Origin of the sequence: Rhodococcus sp. NPDC056743 (assembly GCF_042790355.1) — a bacterium.
In the GTDB taxonomy this organism is placed as follows: domain Bacteria; phylum Actinomycetota; class Actinomycetes; order Mycobacteriales; family Mycobacteriaceae; genus Rhodococcus_F.
In genome coordinates, this window is the sequence record NZ_JBHTZI010000007.1 from 425,783 (window position 1) to 442,587 (window position 16,805).

Genomic DNA, 16,805 nt, shown 5'->3' on the forward strand with positions numbered 1-16,805 from the left:
TTCGGTGCTTCCCTTATCCGCCGTGTGTATTTTTTCTGGGTTAAATTTTGCTTTTGTTATAATTTTTGTTTGGCGCTTTTTTCTCCCGGGGGGTTTAAACACCGCCCCACAGCAGGTTCAGCGTCGACGGATCCTGCCCACGACCATGAGGGCGATCAGGGTGACTGCCAGCAGCAGAGTGGTGTTTGCTGCGGCAAGAAATACCTGGCCGCGATCGGTGAGTCCGAAGATGCTGACCGGCAATGTCTTCCACGTTGCCGGGTAGACCATGACGGTGGCTCCCAGTTCGCCCATCGACAGTGCGATCGAGAGCCCGGCTGCTGCTCCCAATGCCGGGAGCAGCAGGGGCAGAGTGACGCGGGTGAGTACTCGGAACGGACCAGCCCCGAGGGATTCGGCGGCCTGCCGGTAGGCGGGGTCGAGGCGTTCCAATGCAGCGGAGACGGAGCTGAACGCAAACGCGAGAACTAACACGGTGTGCGCGAGAATCACGATCCATTTGGTGCCGCCGAGCAGCAGTGGGCGCTCGTTGAACGTGATCAGCAGACCCAGTCCGATGGCAACGGACGGCACGGCGATGGGTAGGTGGAACATGGCGTCGGTGGTGCGGCGCAACCACATCGGAGCCTCCCGGGCTGCTAACGCTGCCCATGTTCCGACCACCAGCGCGAGTGCGCCGGAGATGAAGGCCGTCTGCAAGCTCACGGTGAGGCTGGCGAGGTTGTCGTCGGACAGCGCGGCGGAGAAGTTCTTTCCGCCGAGATCCGACGGTAGGGGGCCGGTCCACGACCCCGCCAACGCGGCCGCGACGACGGTGGCGATGGGGGCAGCGAAGATTACCGCGACAACGACGGCGAAGAAGCCGAGAACGAGCGCCCTAGAGCTTCGAGTCCACAGCAGCACGGTTGCCTCCCATCAGTCTGTTGAATGTGAAGCGGTACAGGCAGTACAGGCCGAGTGACAACGCAACTTGGACGGTGGCGATCACGGCTGCGCCCGGCAGGTCGAATGTGACGATGCCGCGGGTGTAGATGAGCACCGGCAGGGTGACGACATCTTTTGCGCCGGTGAACAGTACGATGCCGAATTCGTTGAGTGTCATCAGAAGTACGAGCGACCCGCCTGCCAGGAGAGCCGGCCAGGCTTCAGGCATCACCACCTGTCGGAGCACGCGGACGGGTGAGGCGCCGAGACTTGCGGCAACGTCGAGTTGTTCGCGTGGAATCTGCGTGAAGGCCGCGAGGAGTGGCCGCACGACAAAGGGTGTGAAGAACGTGATCTCGGCCGCGATGACGCCGAGTGGCGTATTGAGGAAGTTCAGTGGTCCGATCTCGTTGCCGGTGACGCGGACGATCAACGCGTTGACCGCGCCCGCTGTTCCGTACAGGAACGTGAATGCCAGCGTGATCAGGAACGACGGCAGGGCGAGCACTGTGTCGATCAGACGCCCGACAACTTTGGAACCGGTAAACGGAACAAACGCGAGGACCAGCGCGAGGAAGGTGCCCAGGATCAGGCATCCCAGTGTGGAGAGCACGGCAATCTGAATTGTTCGCCACAGCGCGTTCCGGAACAATTCCGAACCGAGCACCGACGACCAGGTGGAGAAGTCGCTCCCGTCGGCGGTGGTGAGCGATTCTGTGAGGACACGGGCCGTGGGATAGACCGCGAAGACCAGCACCAGAAGGACCGGCGGCAACGCCCAGGCGATACGACGCCACGGAATCGGATCGGTGGGCTCCGGCGTAGGTGTGAGCGAGTGTGGGCGTTCCATTATTGTTGTCATGGAGTTGTTTCCGCCGGAACGAGGACGCAGCCTTCGGTGGGTAGCACGACACCGACGACGGAATCGACGGGGCGTTCGTCGTGCCCGGGGACGTCGGCGTCTATCCGGATACCGCCGAGATCGTCGACGTCGAGGGTGATGCGCGTCGTGGATCCGCGCCAGACACTGGAGACTATTCGTGCGGCAAAAGATCCGCGAGCGCCGGCGGTGGTCAGGCCCACTGCATGAGGTCGTACGCACAGGTGAGCCGCCATATCGGATTCCCACTCGACGTGTCCGATCTCGGGCTGCGGCGCGTGCGCGGTGAACGGTGCTCCGGCAATCGAGACCAACGCAGATGTCCCGATGACGCGGGTGACTGTGCAGGGAAACAGGTTTGCTCCGCCCAGGAACGACGCGGTGAAGCTGGACGGCGGTCGTTTCCACAGCCCCTGTGCCGTGTCGATGTCGGCGAGCCTGGCATTGCGCATGACGGCGATGCGATCGGCCAACGCCAGGGCCTCACTTTGATCGTGCGTGACGTAGAGCATCGCGGTGTCGGGGAGAGCCTTGCGTAGGCTGGTCAACTCGCCGAGCATGCTTTCGCGGAGTTGGGCGTCGAGGGCGGCCAGCGGTTCGTCGAGAAGCAGCACTCCGGGACGAATGGCCAGCGCTCGGGCGATAGCCACCCGCTGTTGCTGACCGCCGGAAAGCTCACGGGGGAGCCGCTTTCCGAACGCAGACATGCCGACCATGTCGAGTGCCTCGGCGACACGTCCGCCGATCTCCGACCGTGGAACGCGGTGTGCGCGCAGTCCGAAGGCGACGTTGTCCGTGACCTTCATGTGGGGAAAGAGTGCATACGATTGCACGACGACGCCGATTCCTCGTTGTGCGGGAGGGAGGTTGGTGACATCGCGTGTGCCTAGTCGGACGCTACCGGACGTGGGGCGGACAAACCCTGCGAGAGCTTTGAGTGCCGTCGACTTGCCGGATCCACTCGGTCCCAGCAATGCAACGGTTTCACCCGGTGCCACTCGCAAGTTGAAATCGACCAGTGCCTGGGTTGCGGTCTTTCCGCGGCCGTAGGCAACGCTGACCCGGTCGAAGGTGATGGCGGGAGCGGAGTGTTCGAGCACTCCGTGCACACCGGCGGTCGGTGGGAGCGTCCGCCCCAGTCTGGTTCTGGCCATGGTCAGCTCCCGGTGGCTTTCTGGTACGCGGCGATGTCGGCGTCGAGTGAGCTGAGGACGTCGTTCCAGTTCGGGGTCCACACGGTGACGCCCTGCAGTACGCCCGCCGGGGTGTTCTCGTCCGTGGATTCGCCTGCGGCACTACGGACATCCTCGCGGACCGACACTCCGAGCGCGTCCGTCGCGATGGTCTTCTGAGACTCCTCGGACAGCAGGAACTCCATCAGCTTCTTCGCCTGCTCGCTGCTCGGCGCGGTCTTGGACAAGCCCATGACGTACGGCAATGCGATGGTGGTGCGGTTACCGGAAGCGTCGGCGGGGAAGAAGATGTCGAACTTCGATCCGTCGTCGGCGATGGACGCGAGGTTCATCTGAACGTCGCCGTTGGCGACCAGGAGTTCGCCGTTGCTGACTTTGGGTTGCAGCTTTCCGGTGGACGACGACGGTCCGACGTTGTTGGTCTGCAGTTTTCCGAGGTAGTCGAGTGCGCCCTCCTTGCCCATGAGGTGCTGGAGCAGCAGGAGCACGGCGGTGCCGTCGCCGGCCTGACCGGGCGTGGAGTACTGCAACTTGCCTTTGAACTGGTCGGTCAACAGATCGTCCCACGTCGCCGGAGCGGGCGATGCAGTCGGGTTGGCGATGAACGAGAGGTAGTTTTCGACGACGGGGACGTACTTGCCTGCGGCGTCTTTTGCGTCGTCGGCAACTGCGGCGGTATCGATTCCGCTGGGCTCGAGCAGCCCTTGCGCGTCGGCCTTCTGGATGAACGGCGGCAGCGTGATGATCACGTCGGCCTGCGGGTTTGACTGCTCCTTCTCGACACGGGAGACAACCTCGCCGGATCCGGCTTCCACGAGGTTGACGGCTATCCCGGTCTGCGCGGTGAAGGCGTCGAACCTGCCCTCGTACCAACTGGACAAGCCGTCGGCGCTGTACACGGTGACGGTCTCGGTGCCGGAACCGGCGGCGGTGCCGGTTCCACCACAGGCCGTGGTGAACGACAGGACGGACACGGCGAGGGCAGCTACGGCAATGCTCGGGCGTAGACGCATGACGATTCCTTTTCTTGCGATGCTGTGAGGGGTCAGGAGCGGGTGACGAGGTGGGCGAACTCCGTCACGGACGGGACGATGTGGGTGGCACCGGCACCACGAAGTTGCTGCTCGTCGTGGGCGCCCGTCAGTGTTCCGGCGACGATGGACGCACCGGAGCGGATGCCGCTGAGCACGTCGTTCGACGTGTCGCCGAGTACGGCGATCTGGTGGACGTCGTCGACCGAAAGCCGCAGCAGCGCTGTGAGAATCAGGTCGGGGTACGGACGTCCCCGCCCGGCTTCGGCGGGGGAGAGAGTGAGGTCTGCGAGGTTCTCCCAGCCGAGTGCTGCAAGGAGCTTGTCCTGGGTCGAGCGGCTGAACCCCGTTGTCAGGGCGACCTTGATTCCGGCCTCCTGCAGGAGCGTGATTGCCTTGTCGGCGCCGGGGATCGGCTCGGCGAACCCCTGGTCGATCAGAGCGTCGTAGGTGGTTTCGAAGGCCGCGTTGGCTGCCTGAGCGCGGTCCTCGTCGCCGAAGATCGCGCGGAACACCACGATCTTCGACTGGCCCATCGTGTCGAGAACGTACTGACGAGCTGCGTCCGCCTCGGGGCCGTCGACGGGTAGTCCACCGGCTTCGGCGGCGGCGGCAAAAGCGCGCAGCACAAGTCCGTCGTCGGCCACGGTGGTTCCGGCCATGTCCAGAACAGCGAGCGTAATCGGAGACATGAGAAGTCTTTCTTTTCAGGAGGTTTCAGAGACCGAGCTGGTCGGCAGTCTGTTCGGCCAAGGCAGGGCCGAGCGTCATGCCGCGCCCGCCGGGACCGGCGACCACCCAGACGTTGTCGGCGGCTTGCGCGCGATGAACCAGTTGTGTCGGATCGAGGCATTGGCTGTACACGCCGGCCCAACGCTTGACGATCGGTGGAAGGTCACGTCCGAGAAGGGTTTCCACGACGCTGGACAGGTGTTGGTACGGCGCTTCGTCGACGTCGAAGTTGAAGGGCTCTTGGTATTCGTGAGTGTCACCGATCGTGAGTCCGCCGTGCAAGCGTTGGACGCAGAGCAGTTGCATGCGGTGTTCTTCAGCAGTTGGCTCCTGTGGCTGGACTTTGTGGAGAGTGTCGAGTGCGGAACCCGCGAAGCCGGGGTAGTAACGGAAGCTGTCTCCGTCGGCGATTGCGGTGGTGAGCTTTTCGCCGAGCGGCGCTGTTTGCATCATCTGCAGACGCACACGGCGAAGGGGAAGGTCTCCGGCCAGGTCGCGGGCCAGTCCACCCAATGTTGCTCCGGGGCAGACGATTACCAGGTCGGCGTCGTAGCTGCGTCCGTGATCGTCACGAACGTGAACGCCCGATGCGGTGGTGGTGATCTCGCGCGCTTCGGTTCCTGCATGGAAGGTGTACCGTCCGGTGGCGCCGAGATAGCCGCGGATTGCCGGGAGCGCTTGACGAGATTCAACAGCGGCGTCGAGAGTGCAGTGCAAGCCGCCGAGGAACTTTCCCTGGAGTGCGGGGTTGATCGCGCGAACTGCGTCGGCGTCGAGAAGCGAGAAGCCGCGGAGGTCGGTATCTGCGCGGGCACAGGCTTCTTCGGCTATCGCTACTTCCTCGTCCGTGCGCATCAGTGTGATGGAGCCGGCCGCGCGGTATCCGATTCCGGGGACGCGAACCGCCAGATCGGCCCATAGTTCTCGCGATCGGAGAGCTGCGTCGAGCTCGTGAGGTGCGCGCCCGGATACCCAGACCAATCCGAAGTTCCGTACCGTTGCACCGCGGGCCTCTGGTTCACGTTCGAGATGGATGACGTCGTGTCCGCGGCGGATGGCCTCGTCGGAGTGCGTCGTTCCGAGTATCCCGCCACCGACAATCAAAATTTGCATGAAGAGATCATGGCCTTTGGTCTAGACCAATAGGGGTAATCGAAACGAACGTCAGGTTAACAGTTGGTATAGACCAATTTCTTGTATTCTCACCGTGTGAATCATCAGACGCCCACGGGCCCGGCGGCATCGGCGACGGTCGCGCAGCCGGAACTCAAGTACTACCGAGTTCGTACCGAGATCGAGACGATCCTCAAGGGTCTCGCGGAAGGTGACGCTGTACCGTCCGAGCGGGATCTGGCCGCACGATTCACCGTTGCTCGCGAAACTGTGCGTCAAGCACTCCGGGATCTGTTGGTGGAAGGTCGAATTGAACGACGCGGCCGGGGGACCGTCGTGTCCAGCCCGAAACTGGTGCAGCCGTTGTCGATTCGCTCCTATACCGAGGGTGCCCTCAGTGCCGGCCGGGTGCCCGGTCGTGAAGTGGTGACCTTCGAACGAATCTCCGCCGACGACGGTCTTGCCACCGAACTGGGAATCGAACTCGGTGACACCGTTGTTCACCTCGAGCGAGTTCTCTTTGCAGACGGCGAGAAGATCGGATTGGAATCCACATTCCTGCCGGATAGCAGATTTGGCGCGATGCTCGACACCTTCGACGCAACAACATCGTTGTACGCGGCCATCAGATCCATCGGAGTTGTCTTTGCCTCGGCTACGGAGCGCATCGAAACTGTCCTGGCATCGCCGCGTGAGGCTACGCTCGTCGAATCCACGACCGCCATGCCGATGCTCCTGCTCCATCGCACGTCGGTGGATCCGGACGGTGTGCCGATCGAGCGAGTTCGGTCCCTGTACCGCGGCGATCGCATCGCATTCTTGACGACACTGCGGGAGTAGGTGGTCATGAGGGATCAATCGGTAGCTCGGCAAGAAGTGCGGTACCGCTTCCAGTTCGGGAAATGATCTCCAACTGGCCGCCGAGCGCCTCGACGCGATCTCTGATTCCTGTCAGGCCTGACCCTTTGGCTGGGTCGGCTCCTCCGTCTCCGTCATCTCGGACCGAGAGTTCGAGGTGTGTGCCGGCCGTTCTGGCCTGCAGGTGCACCTCCGACGCGCGAGCGTGCTTGGCCGCGTTTGTCAGGGCTTCTGCCGCGACGTAGTACGCCGCTACTTCCGTTGATTCGGGCAGGCGCGGTTCGAGGCGCAGGTCCAGGTCGACGGGAACTGCAGAGCGCCGCGCAAGGGCCTTCAGCGCCGGGCCGAGGCCTCCCTTCGAGCGGATTGCCGGATGGATTCCGCGTGAAATTTCTCGGAGATCGGCGGAAACGTCGTTGAGTCCGGCCACGATGTCGGAGATCTGTTCCTTGAGTGCGGCAGGTTCGGAGTCCGCCGACGCCTCGGCGGACCGGAGCGCGAGCCCCAGCGAGACGAGGCGCTGTTGTGCGCCGTCGTGCAGATCGCGTTCGAGTTTGTGCCGCGCGTCATCGGCCGCAGCGACGATACGGGCGCGCGACGCGGTGAGTTGGGTGCGGGCTTGCGCGTTGGCAATTGCGGTGGCCAGAAGATCGGTGAAGTCGCCGACACGTGCTTCGGTGTCGGGCGAGAGCGGGTCGGGGCCGGTGGAGGTGACTACCGCCGAGCCCCACAGGCTACCGTCGACGACAATAGGCACGGCGACTTCCGAGTTCTCTGCCGAGTCGATCCGGGCGGCGTGGCCGGACCGGAAGACTTGTGCCGCAATACTCTCGCCGTCGACACTCGCACCGGGATGCGGCGACCCATCGCTGACCGATTCGGTGTGGCCGGCGACCAACGTGGACAGACCTTCAGGCGTGAAGTGATACAGACCGGTCGATCGGCTGCCCAGAATTCGGGTCAGTTCCGCTGCCGCGGATGCACATACGTCGGACGGGGCAGCGCCGTGCGCAATCAGGGTCGCAACGCGTCGAAGCGCAGCCTGTTGCTCTGCAAGTACCCGGAGTTCCGCATGGCTGGCTTCGATCACCTCTCGAGCGTCACGACGTTCCGTCACGTCGCGACCGGCCGCGTAGAGAGAATCGCGCGCCGGCACGGTGTTCCATTCGATCCATCGAGCAGAGCCGTCCTTGCAGACGAGTCGGGATTCGAATTGTGCAACTGGAATACCCTGGGAAAGATCGCCGAGAGCCTCGACGGTTCGTGCTCTGTCGGCGGGATGGACAAAATCCAGGAACGGGTGCGCCGTCATTTCCTGCGACGAATATCCGAGTGCCTTCTCGAATGCTGGGTTCACTCGTTTGCAGAAGCCGTCGAAGCCGCCGATACAGAGCAGGTCGGAGGAGAGATCGAAGAACGTCTCCAGGTCTCCGCGGCTGGTCGCGGACGGGACATCAGTGGATCGCAGCGTGATGTGGGCTGGTTCTGCCTCGGGATCAGGCAACCGACCAGGTGTGCGTAACGTATCGGCACGGCGACGGAAGACGACCACTGCGGCCCATCCCCACCCGAGCGCAACTGCCATGACGACGGTCAGGCGGAACAATCCGACCGTCTCGCCGGGGCTGATCTGCGCCAGAATCAGGCCCAGCAGCAACTCCGTTGCGACAAACATTGCGGCAAAGGCGATTCCGAGTGCGAGGCTGGGAGCAGTCAGCTGTGCCAACCGAGGCGGTGATCGTTTCCATGTCATGGGGCAGGACTCACATCGATCTCGCCGGGTGGTGGCTCAGTCACCATCGAGCCCAGCGCTGACGAGGCGTCGGTTTCCTGTTTCAGTCTACGGCGGCGGCAGGTGACTAAGCCATCACGCGGAACCCGATCGAGTGGTCAGCGCGCTTCGAGATAGGTGACAACGGCCAGTACCCTGCGGTGGTTTTCACCGGTTTCGGTGAGTTCCAGTTTTGTGAGAATGCTACGGACGTGTTTCTCGACGGTGCCCGCAGTGACGCACAATTGGTGGGCGATTCCCACGTTCGAACGGCCTTCTGCCATCAATGCCAGCACTTCCCGTTCACGTGTGCTGAGTGCGGCGAGTGGGTCGTTGCGGCGGCGAGCCGTCACCAATTCTCGGACCAATGCGGGGTCGATTACTGCCGCGCCCTTGGCGATTCGCTGGAGCGTTTCGACAAATTCGTCCACGTCGGTGATGCGGCTCTTGAGCAGATAGCCGATCCCCTGACCGCTGGCGAGCAGCTCCATGGCCTGCTCGACGTCGGCGTGCGCAGACAGGACCAAAATGCCGGTTTCCGGGAGTTCGTCGCGGATCACCCTGGCAGCGTCGAGTCCTTCGGTCGTGTGTGTCGGTGGCATCCGGATGTCGACCACCACGAGATCGGGGGACGTTTCCCGGACCGAATCCAGCAATTGCTCCGCGTCGCCGGCTTGCCCCACAACGTCGACGCCCGAGCGGGCGAGCAGGCTTGCGAGACCCTCACGGAGTAGGACGTCGTCCTCGGCCAGCACCACTCGGACGGTGCGGTTGCCAGTCTTGTCTATATCTCGATGTGGTGCAACGAAATTGAAATCTGTCATCGTCGGCTCCGAGACTCCCGGTCCATGACTTCGGTGTTCACCCAAACGTCGCCGGGCCGATCAACTTCGAGCCTACCGAGTTGCGGTCGGCAGGTACATGCACGGCCTTCGCCGTTGCCCTGGGCAGCTCGGCGGTGGCATTGAAGGTAGCGGGAAGAACCGCGGTGGGGACAGTCGGTAGCGCAGATGGGCGCCAGCGGTGACGACATCGGTACGTGTGCCGACGATTCTGGGAGTCAGAAGTAATTTCGGGAGGCGACATGACCACATTGCAAGGAACATCCGTGCCGTCAGCGCACTACCGGCAGGCGTGATGATCGTGGTCGGAAGATAGGTCACCCGTGATCGCGACGTTCTTCCTCAGGAGGCACAGTCTCGTTATCGACAAGCGAAGCCTCGTCAGTGATAAGGATTGCGACAATGACGAATCGAATGGCGTATCAACGGATTGTAGGTACCAGATCCCACATTGAATTCCTCAATATCCTGGACGAGGAAGAACTCGATAATCCGAATCGGATTATGGGAATTCTTCGGAACTGGGCACGTCAGTACTTGACCGAGCCACACCAGGACTTGGGGCGAGCAGGTCCCGTGTGCCCGTTTACCGGACCATCGCTGGAACGACGCCTATTCTGGGCAGGAATCATCGAAGGTGACAGCATAGACTTTGCCTTGATGTCGAAGATCGCGCAGGACATGGCGGACATATTTCCGGAATTGAGTCCGAGTGACGGGAAAGACGCAATATTCAAAGCGATTCTGGCGATATTTCCAGATCTGACCGATTTCGCCGTTATCGACGCGGTTCAGTCGTACGGAAAGTCGACCTTCATCAACAAAGGCCTGATGCTGGGGCAGTTCTATCCTGGATGTACCAGGCCGGGTTTGTGGAATGACGACTTCAAGCCGCTCGATGCTCCGCTACCCATGCTTGCTGTGAGGCACATGGTCAGTACTGACTATCCATTCTTGACAGAACGTTCCGAATGGATGGCTGCGTATCTGAAGCGATTTGCACCGACTGTTCCGCCGCCTGCGCGCGACTACATCGTCGCGAAGATGGAGTCGTAACCACGGCGCGCTGGAATGCGAACGATCGGTAGGAGTGCACCGTGAATGAATTGCACGATCGAGTAGTTACAGCGGTCCAGGACTTCCGACTCCCGATCGTCATCCACGACCACTCCTCTTTCGATCCTCCTGTTCTATCGCCGAATGACGTGTCGAATGCACTCGGGATTCCGTTGGGCCGGATCACGAAATCGCTCCTGCTGCAGCAACAGTCCGGCTCTCGTTGTGTTCTTGCGGTGTGCCCGATCGATCGCCGAATCGACATGGCCTCGATTTCTCGTCGCGTCGGAGTGGGGCGGTTGGAAGTAGCAGGGGAGGACAGCGTCTCGAAGAAATGTGGATATCAGCGTCTCGGAGTTTCACCTCTCGGATTGCCGCGCGACATTGTGGTGGTCATCGACACATCCCTGATGGCCTATCCCACTGTCGTGGTCGGCGGCGGAAACGTCGGCATCGAAGTCGAGTTGAGTCCGTGGGATCTTGCCGAAGCGTGCAACGCACAGATTGTGGAGATAACTGATGGATGAAATTCGACCCGGTAGCGACACGCGCGTTCGCGAATCGAACGAGGACCAGGCACTTACTTCCGCCGATTCACCCTCCAACCCTTTCCCGCTGTCGTCGGCTCAATACGGTGTGTGGCTCGCGCAGCAACTCACTCCGGAATTGCCACACTGCATCGCCGAGTACGTCGAGTTTCACGGAGAAATTGATCTCGCGCTATTCCGTTCGGTGGCAGTGACTGCCGGACGAGAGGTTCAGTGGGCCTTCCTCCGACTGATCGAGGTTGACGGCGAGCCCCGTCAAATTCTTGATCCCAGTCAGGACAGCGAACTGGGATTTGTCGACTTTCGTGGTGAGCGCGATCCTGTCGCGACTGCACACGCCTGGATGCGCGACGAATACACCACGCCGACGGATCCCATGCGCGAGCGATTGATCGCGTCGTCGCTCTTGCAAATCGGCGATGCGCACTACCTCTGGTACGGCCGGGCTCACCACGTGGCGCTCGACGCCTACGCCGCGGTGACGATGGTCAACCGCATGGCCGTGATCTATTCAGCCGCAATGGAAGGACGTGAACCGGCGCCCAACCCGACCGCCGACCTGCGCACCTTGTACGAACTCGATTGCGCCTACCGTGCTTCAGCACGCTTCGAGTCCGATCGCATCTACTGGACCGAGCGACTCGAGGGAATGGCAGAAGGTATGTCCTTGGCGCAGCGGTACGCGATTCCGGTCGCCGCCGACACGCTGGTGGCGTCGTCGTTGGACGAGAACACTGTTGCGCGTCTGATGGATTCGGAAAGGCATGCGAGCGGAACGTCGGCCGCCACCATCATTGCCGCGTTTGCCTGCTACCTGTCCCGCATGACGGGGCAATTGGATGTCTGCGTGCAGATCCCCGTCTCCGGCAGGACAACCGCAGTTCTCCGTCGATCGGGCGGAATGCTTGTCAACATCGTTCCCCTGCGGATCGATATCCGCCCCGACGACACCGTTGGCGAGCTTGTCGATCGTGTTCGTCTCGAGCTGACCGGCGCACTGCGGCATCAGCGTGGCAATCTCGAAGAAATCGCCCGTGGCTCGAGGGCCGGTGCCCGGCGTTCCATGGCCGCCGGGCCGATTGTCAACGTGATGCTATTTCGTCAGGACATCAACTTCGGGTCGGTGCGCGGAGAGTTCCACGTGCTGACATCAGGTCCGATCGAAGACCTGCTGGTGAACATCTATCAAAGTGGAATGCCGGCACAGACATTCGTCGAATTTCGGGGAAATCCAGGTCGCTATACGGAAGGCGAGTTGCACTGCCATCATCAGGGTTGCGTCGGAGTAATCGAGGAATTTGCCTCGGCCGCGACACAGACACCGATCTCCACGCTCCACCCTGCCAGCGCGTCGATAGGCAAGCGGCGGCTGGAAGCAGCGCAAGACCTGGACTATTGGCGACACACCCTGGCAGGTCTGCCAGAGCGACTGGACTTACCGACGGATCGGCGACGATCGACGGAGCGGTCCCCGGTGTCGGACGTGCGCCAGGTCGAACTGGATGCCAAGTTACATCGCCACCTTCGTCACATTGCCCACGAGCACGATTCGACAGTGTTTGCAGTGATGCATGCGGGGTTGGCGGTATTGCTTGCTCGCCTGGCCGCCGCCGACGATGTCGCGGTGGGCGTGCCGGTTCTCCGGCCGAACGAGTCGGCCGATTCAGTCCTCGACGCAGTTGTCTTGCGGACCCAGGTGGATCCGGATACTTCGTTTGCGAACCTCGTGGAACAGGTAAGCCGATGTGAGGGTGATGCATTCGCTCATGCCCAGGTGCCGGTGGAACGTGTCGAGGAGGCACTTGGATCGACGCTCTTCCATGTCATGCTGGGCGTCCGTGGCAGTGAACCGACCACGACGCCGGATGTGGCTGTCACCACGCCCGACACCTGTCAGTCGTCGCGGAACTGCGACCTGAATCTGACGGTAGCCGAGAGGTTTACCGATTCCGGTCGACCTTCGGGCATGGTGCTGGATCTAGACTTTGCCACCGACTTGTACAACCCGGAAACGATCGATGCCCTCGTCGAACGTCTGGTGGGCGTGCTCGAGTGTGGCGTCGCGAATCCCGAGGTTCGGTTCGACGAGATCGATCTGCTGCTGTCGTCGGAGCATGAGCAGTTGACACCGGTACGGGGCGTCGTAGCACTGCCCCCACGAACCTTGCCGCGGATCTTTGCAGAGGCTGCCGCTACCGATCCGAGTGCGGTTGCGGTGGTGGACGGCAATTGCACACTGACGTACGACGAGCTGGATCGCCGCTCGAATCGACTGGCTCATTATCTGATCGGCCGCGCGGTAGGTCCTGAGTCGGTGGTGGCAATCGGACTGCCGCGGTCCGTCGACTCGGTGGTGGCGGTATGGGCCGTCGCGAAGAGCGGCGCGGCCTTTGTGCCGGTCGATCCCCGATACCCGTCGGCTCGACTCGAACACATGCTCATCGATTCCGAGGCGTTGCTCGGTCTGACCAACACCGACTGTTTCGGACAACTGCCGCAGACGGTTCCGTGGCTGGTGCTCGACGACCGGGTCACTGCTGCCGAGATCGCGGGTTCCACCGAGACACCGGTGACCGACCGGGAACGGACGGCAGTACTTCACATCGATCATCCGGCCTACGTGATTTACACGTCCGGGTCGACGGGGATTCCGAAAGGTGTGGTGGTGCCGCACCGAGGGTTGTTCGACCTTACGACGGAACTATGCACACAACTTGCGACTGGGCCACGGGCGCGTGTATTGCACTGTGCGTCTCCGAGTTTTGACGCGTCGGTGTTCGAATTTGTGTGGGCGTTCGGTTCTGGCGGACGATTGGTGATCGCCCCGCCAACAATGTACGGAGGTGGCGAGCTCACAGCACTACTCGACCGCGAGCAGGTCACACATGCCATCCTCACGCCGTCCGCACTGGCGTCGCTGGACCCTGCAGGGCGCTCATCGCTGCAGTGCCTTGTTGTTGCAGGAGAGGCGTGTTCGCCGGAGTTGGCAGGGCGGTGGTCGCCTGGTCGGTTGATATTCGACGCCTACGGCCCGACAGAGGCGACGGTCATGGCAAATATCAGGGTGATCGAGCCGGGCAGTGAGCTACTGACCCTTGGTGGTCCGATCCGCGGCGTCGAACAAGTAGTACTCGACGATCGGTTGCGGCCGGTGCCGGTCGGAGTGGTCGGAGAGTTGTACCTGGCCGGCGTCAGCTTGGCGCGTGGCTATGGGAACCAGACGGGAACGACAGCGTCGAGGTTTGTGGCGGATCCGTTCGGATTGCCGGGGCGCCGTATGTATCGCACCGGGGACACGGTGCGCTGGCGCCGTGACCGGCAGGGCAGTCTGACACTCGAGTATTTGGGCCGCAACGATTTTCAAGTCAAGGTCCGCGGTTTCCGGATCGAACTCGGCGAGATCGATGCGGCATTGACGGATCATCCGGCCGTCGCTTTTGCGGTCACCCTCGGACGCAGCGAAACCAGCGGAAACGCCACACTGGCGTCGTACGTGCTTTCGGCTGACGACCACGAAGTCGACCCAGCCGAATTGCGAACTCATGTAAAGGGATTGCTACCCGACTACATGGTTCCGGCAACAATCACCGTGCTCGACGCGATTCCGCTGACCCCGGTAGGGAAGCTCGATCGCGGCGCACTGCCCGAGCCCGATGTGGGAGCGTCGAGCACCTCGTTCCGGCAGCCGCGAACTCCGATCGAGGAGACCATCGCCGGTATTTTCGGCGAGGTGCTGGACGTCGATCGCCTCGGCGCCGACGCACACTTCTTCAACCTCGGTGGCAATTCCCTGAGCGCGACCAAAGCAGTGGCCCGGATCAATTCAGCACTGAATGAGGGAATTGGCGTCCGGGACCTGTTCGACGCACCCACCGTGGCTGCGCTGGCCGAGTGGATCGAGCGGACCGACGGACGGACATCCGTGGGGCCTGCTTTGGTGGCAGGTGTGCGACCCGAGAGAGTTCCGGTGTCCCTCGCCCAGCATCGCATGTGGCTCGTCAATCAGTTGGACACGTCGTCGCCCGCGTACAACATTCCGATCGCGCTTCGGCTGACCGGTGAACTCGATACCGACGCTTTCCGAGTCGCGTTGACAGATGTCGTCGAGCGTCACGACACCCTTCGCACCGTGTACCCCGGATCGCCGGACGGTCCGCTCCAAGTGGTAGTTCCAACAGCTCAGGTATTGCCGGATTTGGATCCGCTCGAAGTGGCGAGTGAGAGCGAATTGTTCGGCCGGATTGAGCGGCTCGCGTCGGCTGGGTTTGATGTCGCCGACGGAGTCCCCGTGCGGATTGCGTTGTTCAGGGTCGGCCGAGAACAGCACGTGCTGGTGATGGTTGTGCATCATATCGCTGCGGACGGTTCGTCGATGCCGCCGTTGGCCCGCGATGTGATGACGGCGTACACGGCGCGCGTGAACCGGCGTACTCCGGAGTGGGAGCCGCTTCCCGTGACGTATGCCGACTACACCCTGTGGCAGCGCCGCCTGCTCGGCGTCGAATCCGATCCGGGTTCACTTGCCGGCGAGGAGCTCACGTACTGGCACCAGGCGCTGTCGGGGTTACCGACTGTCCTGCCGTTGCCGACGGATCGAGCCCGCCCGACCTGGCGCCGGATGCGGGGAAGCGCGGTGCACTTCGAGATCGACGCCGGCTTGCATCGCGCGCTGCAACATATTGCGCGCAAACATGATTCGACGATGTTCATGACCATGCATGCCGTGCTCACCGTCCTGCTCAGCCGGTTGAGCGGGACTGACGACATCGCGGTGGGCACACCGGTGGCCGGGCGCGGTGAGGCTGCACTCGACAATATGGTCGGCATGTTCGTCAACACCGTGGTGCTGCGGACGGCAGTAACACCCAGGTCACCTTTCGAGGATGTGCTTCGGACGGTTCGGGAGGGTGATCTGGGAGCTTTCGCTCACGCACAGACCCCGTTCGAGCAAGTGGTCGAGACGATCGATCCGACCCGCTCGACGGCACACTCACCGTTGTTCCAGGTAATGCTCGAGTTCAGGAATGCCGCATTGCCGGAATTGGTGCTGCCGGAGTTGACCGTTGAACTTCTCGACGTCGACATCGAGGTAGCCCGGTACGACCTGCACCTGAGTCTCGCCGAGCAATTCGATACCGCCGATGGTTCTCCGGCCGGAATCTCTGCGTCCTTCGGCTTTGCCGTCGACATCCTCGATTCGGCTACGGTGCAGGGTTTCGCCGAACGATTCGTCCGCGTCCTGGAGGAGATCGTGGCTGCGCCGTCAACCCGCGTCGGAGATATCGAACTCCTCTCACCTGCGGAGTGTGGTGAGTTGGTGCCGGTGTCGGGTGGTTCGGGTGGGCGGGTGTTGGTGTTGCCGGAGTTGTTGGCTGTGGGGGCGGCGGATCGGGATGCGGTTGCTGTGGTGTGTGGTGGTCGGCGGTTGTTGTATGGGGAGTTGGATGTTTGGTCGAATCGGTTGGCGCGGTTGTTGATTGGTCGGGGTGTTGGTCCTGGTTCGTGTGTTGTGGTGGCGTTGTCGCGGTCGGTGTTGTCGGTGGTGGCGTGGTGTGCGGTGGTGAAGTCGGGGGCGGCGTTTGTGGGGGTGGATCCGGGGTATCCGGCGGCGCGGGTGGAGTTCATGTTGGCTGATTGTGGTGCGGTGTTGGGTGTTACGGCTGTGGAGCATGTGGGGGTGTTGCCGGGTTCGGTGGAGTGGGTGGTGCTTGATGGTCCTGGTTTCGAGGGGGTGTTGGCGGGGTTTGATGGCGGGCCGGTGACGGATGCGGATCGGGTGTCTGTGGTGTATCCGGGTGGGGCGGCGTATGTGGTGTATACGTCGGGTTCGACGGGGGTGCCGAAGGGTGTGGTGGTG

12 protein-coding genes are annotated in these 16,805 nt (G+C 62.3%); 4 read left to right on the forward strand and 8 right to left on the reverse strand.

Features of this window, described 5'->3' with window-relative positions; genetic code table 11:
* Window positions 1-117: 117 nt before the first annotated feature.
* The 6 genes from ACFRFQ_RS18680 to ACFRFQ_RS18705 are packed head-to-tail and all read right to left on the reverse strand — an operon-like array spanning window position 118 to window position 5,873.
* Window positions 118-903, reverse strand: a complete 786-nt coding sequence (locus ACFRFQ_RS18680; RefSeq protein WP_378660553.1) for an ABC transporter permease — start codon at window positions 901-903, stop codon at window positions 118-120.
* Window positions 878-1,786 (reverse strand): 2-aminoethylphosphonate ABC transporter permease subunit, encoded by a 909-nt coding sequence (locus tag ACFRFQ_RS18685; RefSeq protein ID WP_378660555.1) that lies wholly within the window; start codon window positions 1,784-1,786, stop codon window positions 878-880. Before ACFRFQ_RS18685 ends, ACFRFQ_RS18680 begins: the two co-directional genes overlap by 26 nt.
* A complete protein-coding gene (locus ACFRFQ_RS18690) occupies window positions 1,783-2,958 on the reverse strand; it encodes an ABC transporter ATP-binding protein (protein ID WP_378660558.1) in 1,176 nt (391 codons plus the stop codon). The genes ACFRFQ_RS18685 and ACFRFQ_RS18690 overlap by 4 nt, the downstream gene beginning before the upstream one ends.
* 2 nt (window positions 2,959-2,960) lie before the next feature.
* The gene (locus ACFRFQ_RS18695; RefSeq protein WP_378660561.1) at window positions 2,961-4,010 is read right to left on the reverse strand and encodes a 2-aminoethylphosphonate ABC transporter substrate-binding protein; all 1,050 of its coding nucleotides are present in this window, start codon (window positions 4,008-4,010) and stop codon (window positions 2,961-2,963) included.
* 32 nt (window positions 4,011-4,042) lie between these two features.
* Window positions 4,043-4,720, reverse strand: a complete 678-nt coding sequence (locus tag ACFRFQ_RS18700; RefSeq protein ID WP_378660564.1) for a phosphonatase-like hydrolase — start codon at window positions 4,718-4,720, stop codon at window positions 4,043-4,045.
* A gap of 25 nt (window positions 4,721-4,745) precedes the next feature.
* Window positions 4,746-5,873, reverse strand: coding sequence for a TIGR03364 family FAD-dependent oxidoreductase (locus ACFRFQ_RS18705; RefSeq protein WP_378660566.1), 1,128 nt, complete (start codon window positions 5,871-5,873; stop codon window positions 4,746-4,748).
* 96 nt (window positions 5,874-5,969) lie between these two features.
* Between ACFRFQ_RS18705 and ACFRFQ_RS18710 the strand changes: the two genes are divergently transcribed.
* Window positions 5,970-6,713, forward strand: coding sequence for a GntR family transcriptional regulator (locus ACFRFQ_RS18710; RefSeq protein ID WP_378660569.1), 744 nt, complete (start codon window positions 5,970-5,972; stop codon window positions 6,711-6,713).
* Between the two features lie 4 nt (window positions 6,714-6,717).
* Here ACFRFQ_RS18710 and ACFRFQ_RS18715 read toward each other — a convergent pair whose 3' ends face one another.
* Both ACFRFQ_RS18715 and ACFRFQ_RS18720 read right to left on the reverse strand, forming a co-directional pair.
* A complete protein-coding gene (locus ACFRFQ_RS18715) occupies window positions 6,718-8,484 on the reverse strand; it encodes a PAS domain-containing protein (RefSeq protein ID WP_378660574.1) in 1,767 nt (588 codons plus the stop codon).
* Window positions 8,485-8,621: 137 nt separating this feature from the next.
* Window positions 8,622-9,326, reverse strand: coding sequence for a response regulator (locus tag ACFRFQ_RS18720; RefSeq protein WP_378660577.1), 705 nt, complete (start codon window positions 9,324-9,326; stop codon window positions 8,622-8,624).
* Window positions 9,327-9,746: 420 nt separating this feature from the next.
* Here ACFRFQ_RS18720 and ACFRFQ_RS18725 point away from each other — a divergent pair, with 420 nt between their 5' ends.
* The 3 genes from ACFRFQ_RS18725 to ACFRFQ_RS18735 form a co-directional block, all read left to right on the forward strand.
* Window positions 9,747-10,400, forward strand: a complete 654-nt coding sequence (locus tag ACFRFQ_RS18725; RefSeq protein ID WP_378660580.1) for a DUF6875 domain-containing protein — start codon at window positions 9,747-9,749, stop codon at window positions 10,398-10,400.
* 41 nt (window positions 10,401-10,441) lie between these two features.
* Complete coding sequence (locus ACFRFQ_RS18730; RefSeq protein ID WP_378660582.1) at window positions 10,442-10,927, forward strand: aminoacyl-tRNA deacylase; 486 nt, start codon at window positions 10,442-10,444, stop codon at window positions 10,925-10,927.
* Window positions 10,920-16,805 (forward strand): amino acid adenylation domain-containing protein (locus ACFRFQ_RS18735; protein WP_378660584.1); only part of this gene is annotated, 5,886 nt, incomplete at its 3' end. The genes ACFRFQ_RS18730 and ACFRFQ_RS18735, both read left to right, overlap by 8 nt.

Excerpts from the sequence above, each read along its gene's own strand:
- ACFRFQ_RS18685 (WP_378660555.1), bottom strand. The coding sequence starts at position 1,786 with ATGACAACAATAATGGAACGCCCACACTCGCTCACACCTACGCCGGAG.
- ACFRFQ_RS18690 (WP_378660558.1), bottom strand. The coding sequence starts at position 2,958 with ATGGCCAGAACCAGACTGGGGCGGACGCTCCCACCGACCGCCGGTGTG.
- ACFRFQ_RS18695 (WP_378660561.1), bottom strand. The coding sequence starts at position 4,010 with ATGCGTCTACGCCCGAGCATTGCCGTAGCTGCCCTCGCCGTGTCCGTC.
- ACFRFQ_RS18700 (WP_378660564.1), bottom strand. The coding sequence starts at position 4,720 with ATGTCTCCGATTACGCTCGCTGTTCTGGACATGGCCGGAACCACCGTG.
- ACFRFQ_RS18705 (WP_378660566.1), bottom strand. The coding sequence starts at position 5,873 with ATGCAAATTTTGATTGTCGGTGGCGGGATACTCGGAACGACGCACTCC.
- ACFRFQ_RS18715 (WP_378660574.1), bottom strand. The coding sequence starts at position 8,484 with ATGACATGGAAACGATCACCGCCTCGGTTGGCACAGCTGACTGCTCCC.
- ACFRFQ_RS18720 (WP_378660577.1), bottom strand. The coding sequence starts at position 9,326 with ATGACAGATTTCAATTTCGTTGCACCACATCGAGATATAGACAAGACT.
- ACFRFQ_RS18725 (WP_378660580.1), top strand. The coding sequence starts at position 9,747 with ATGACGAATCGAATGGCGTATCAACGGATTGTAGGTACCAGATCCCAC.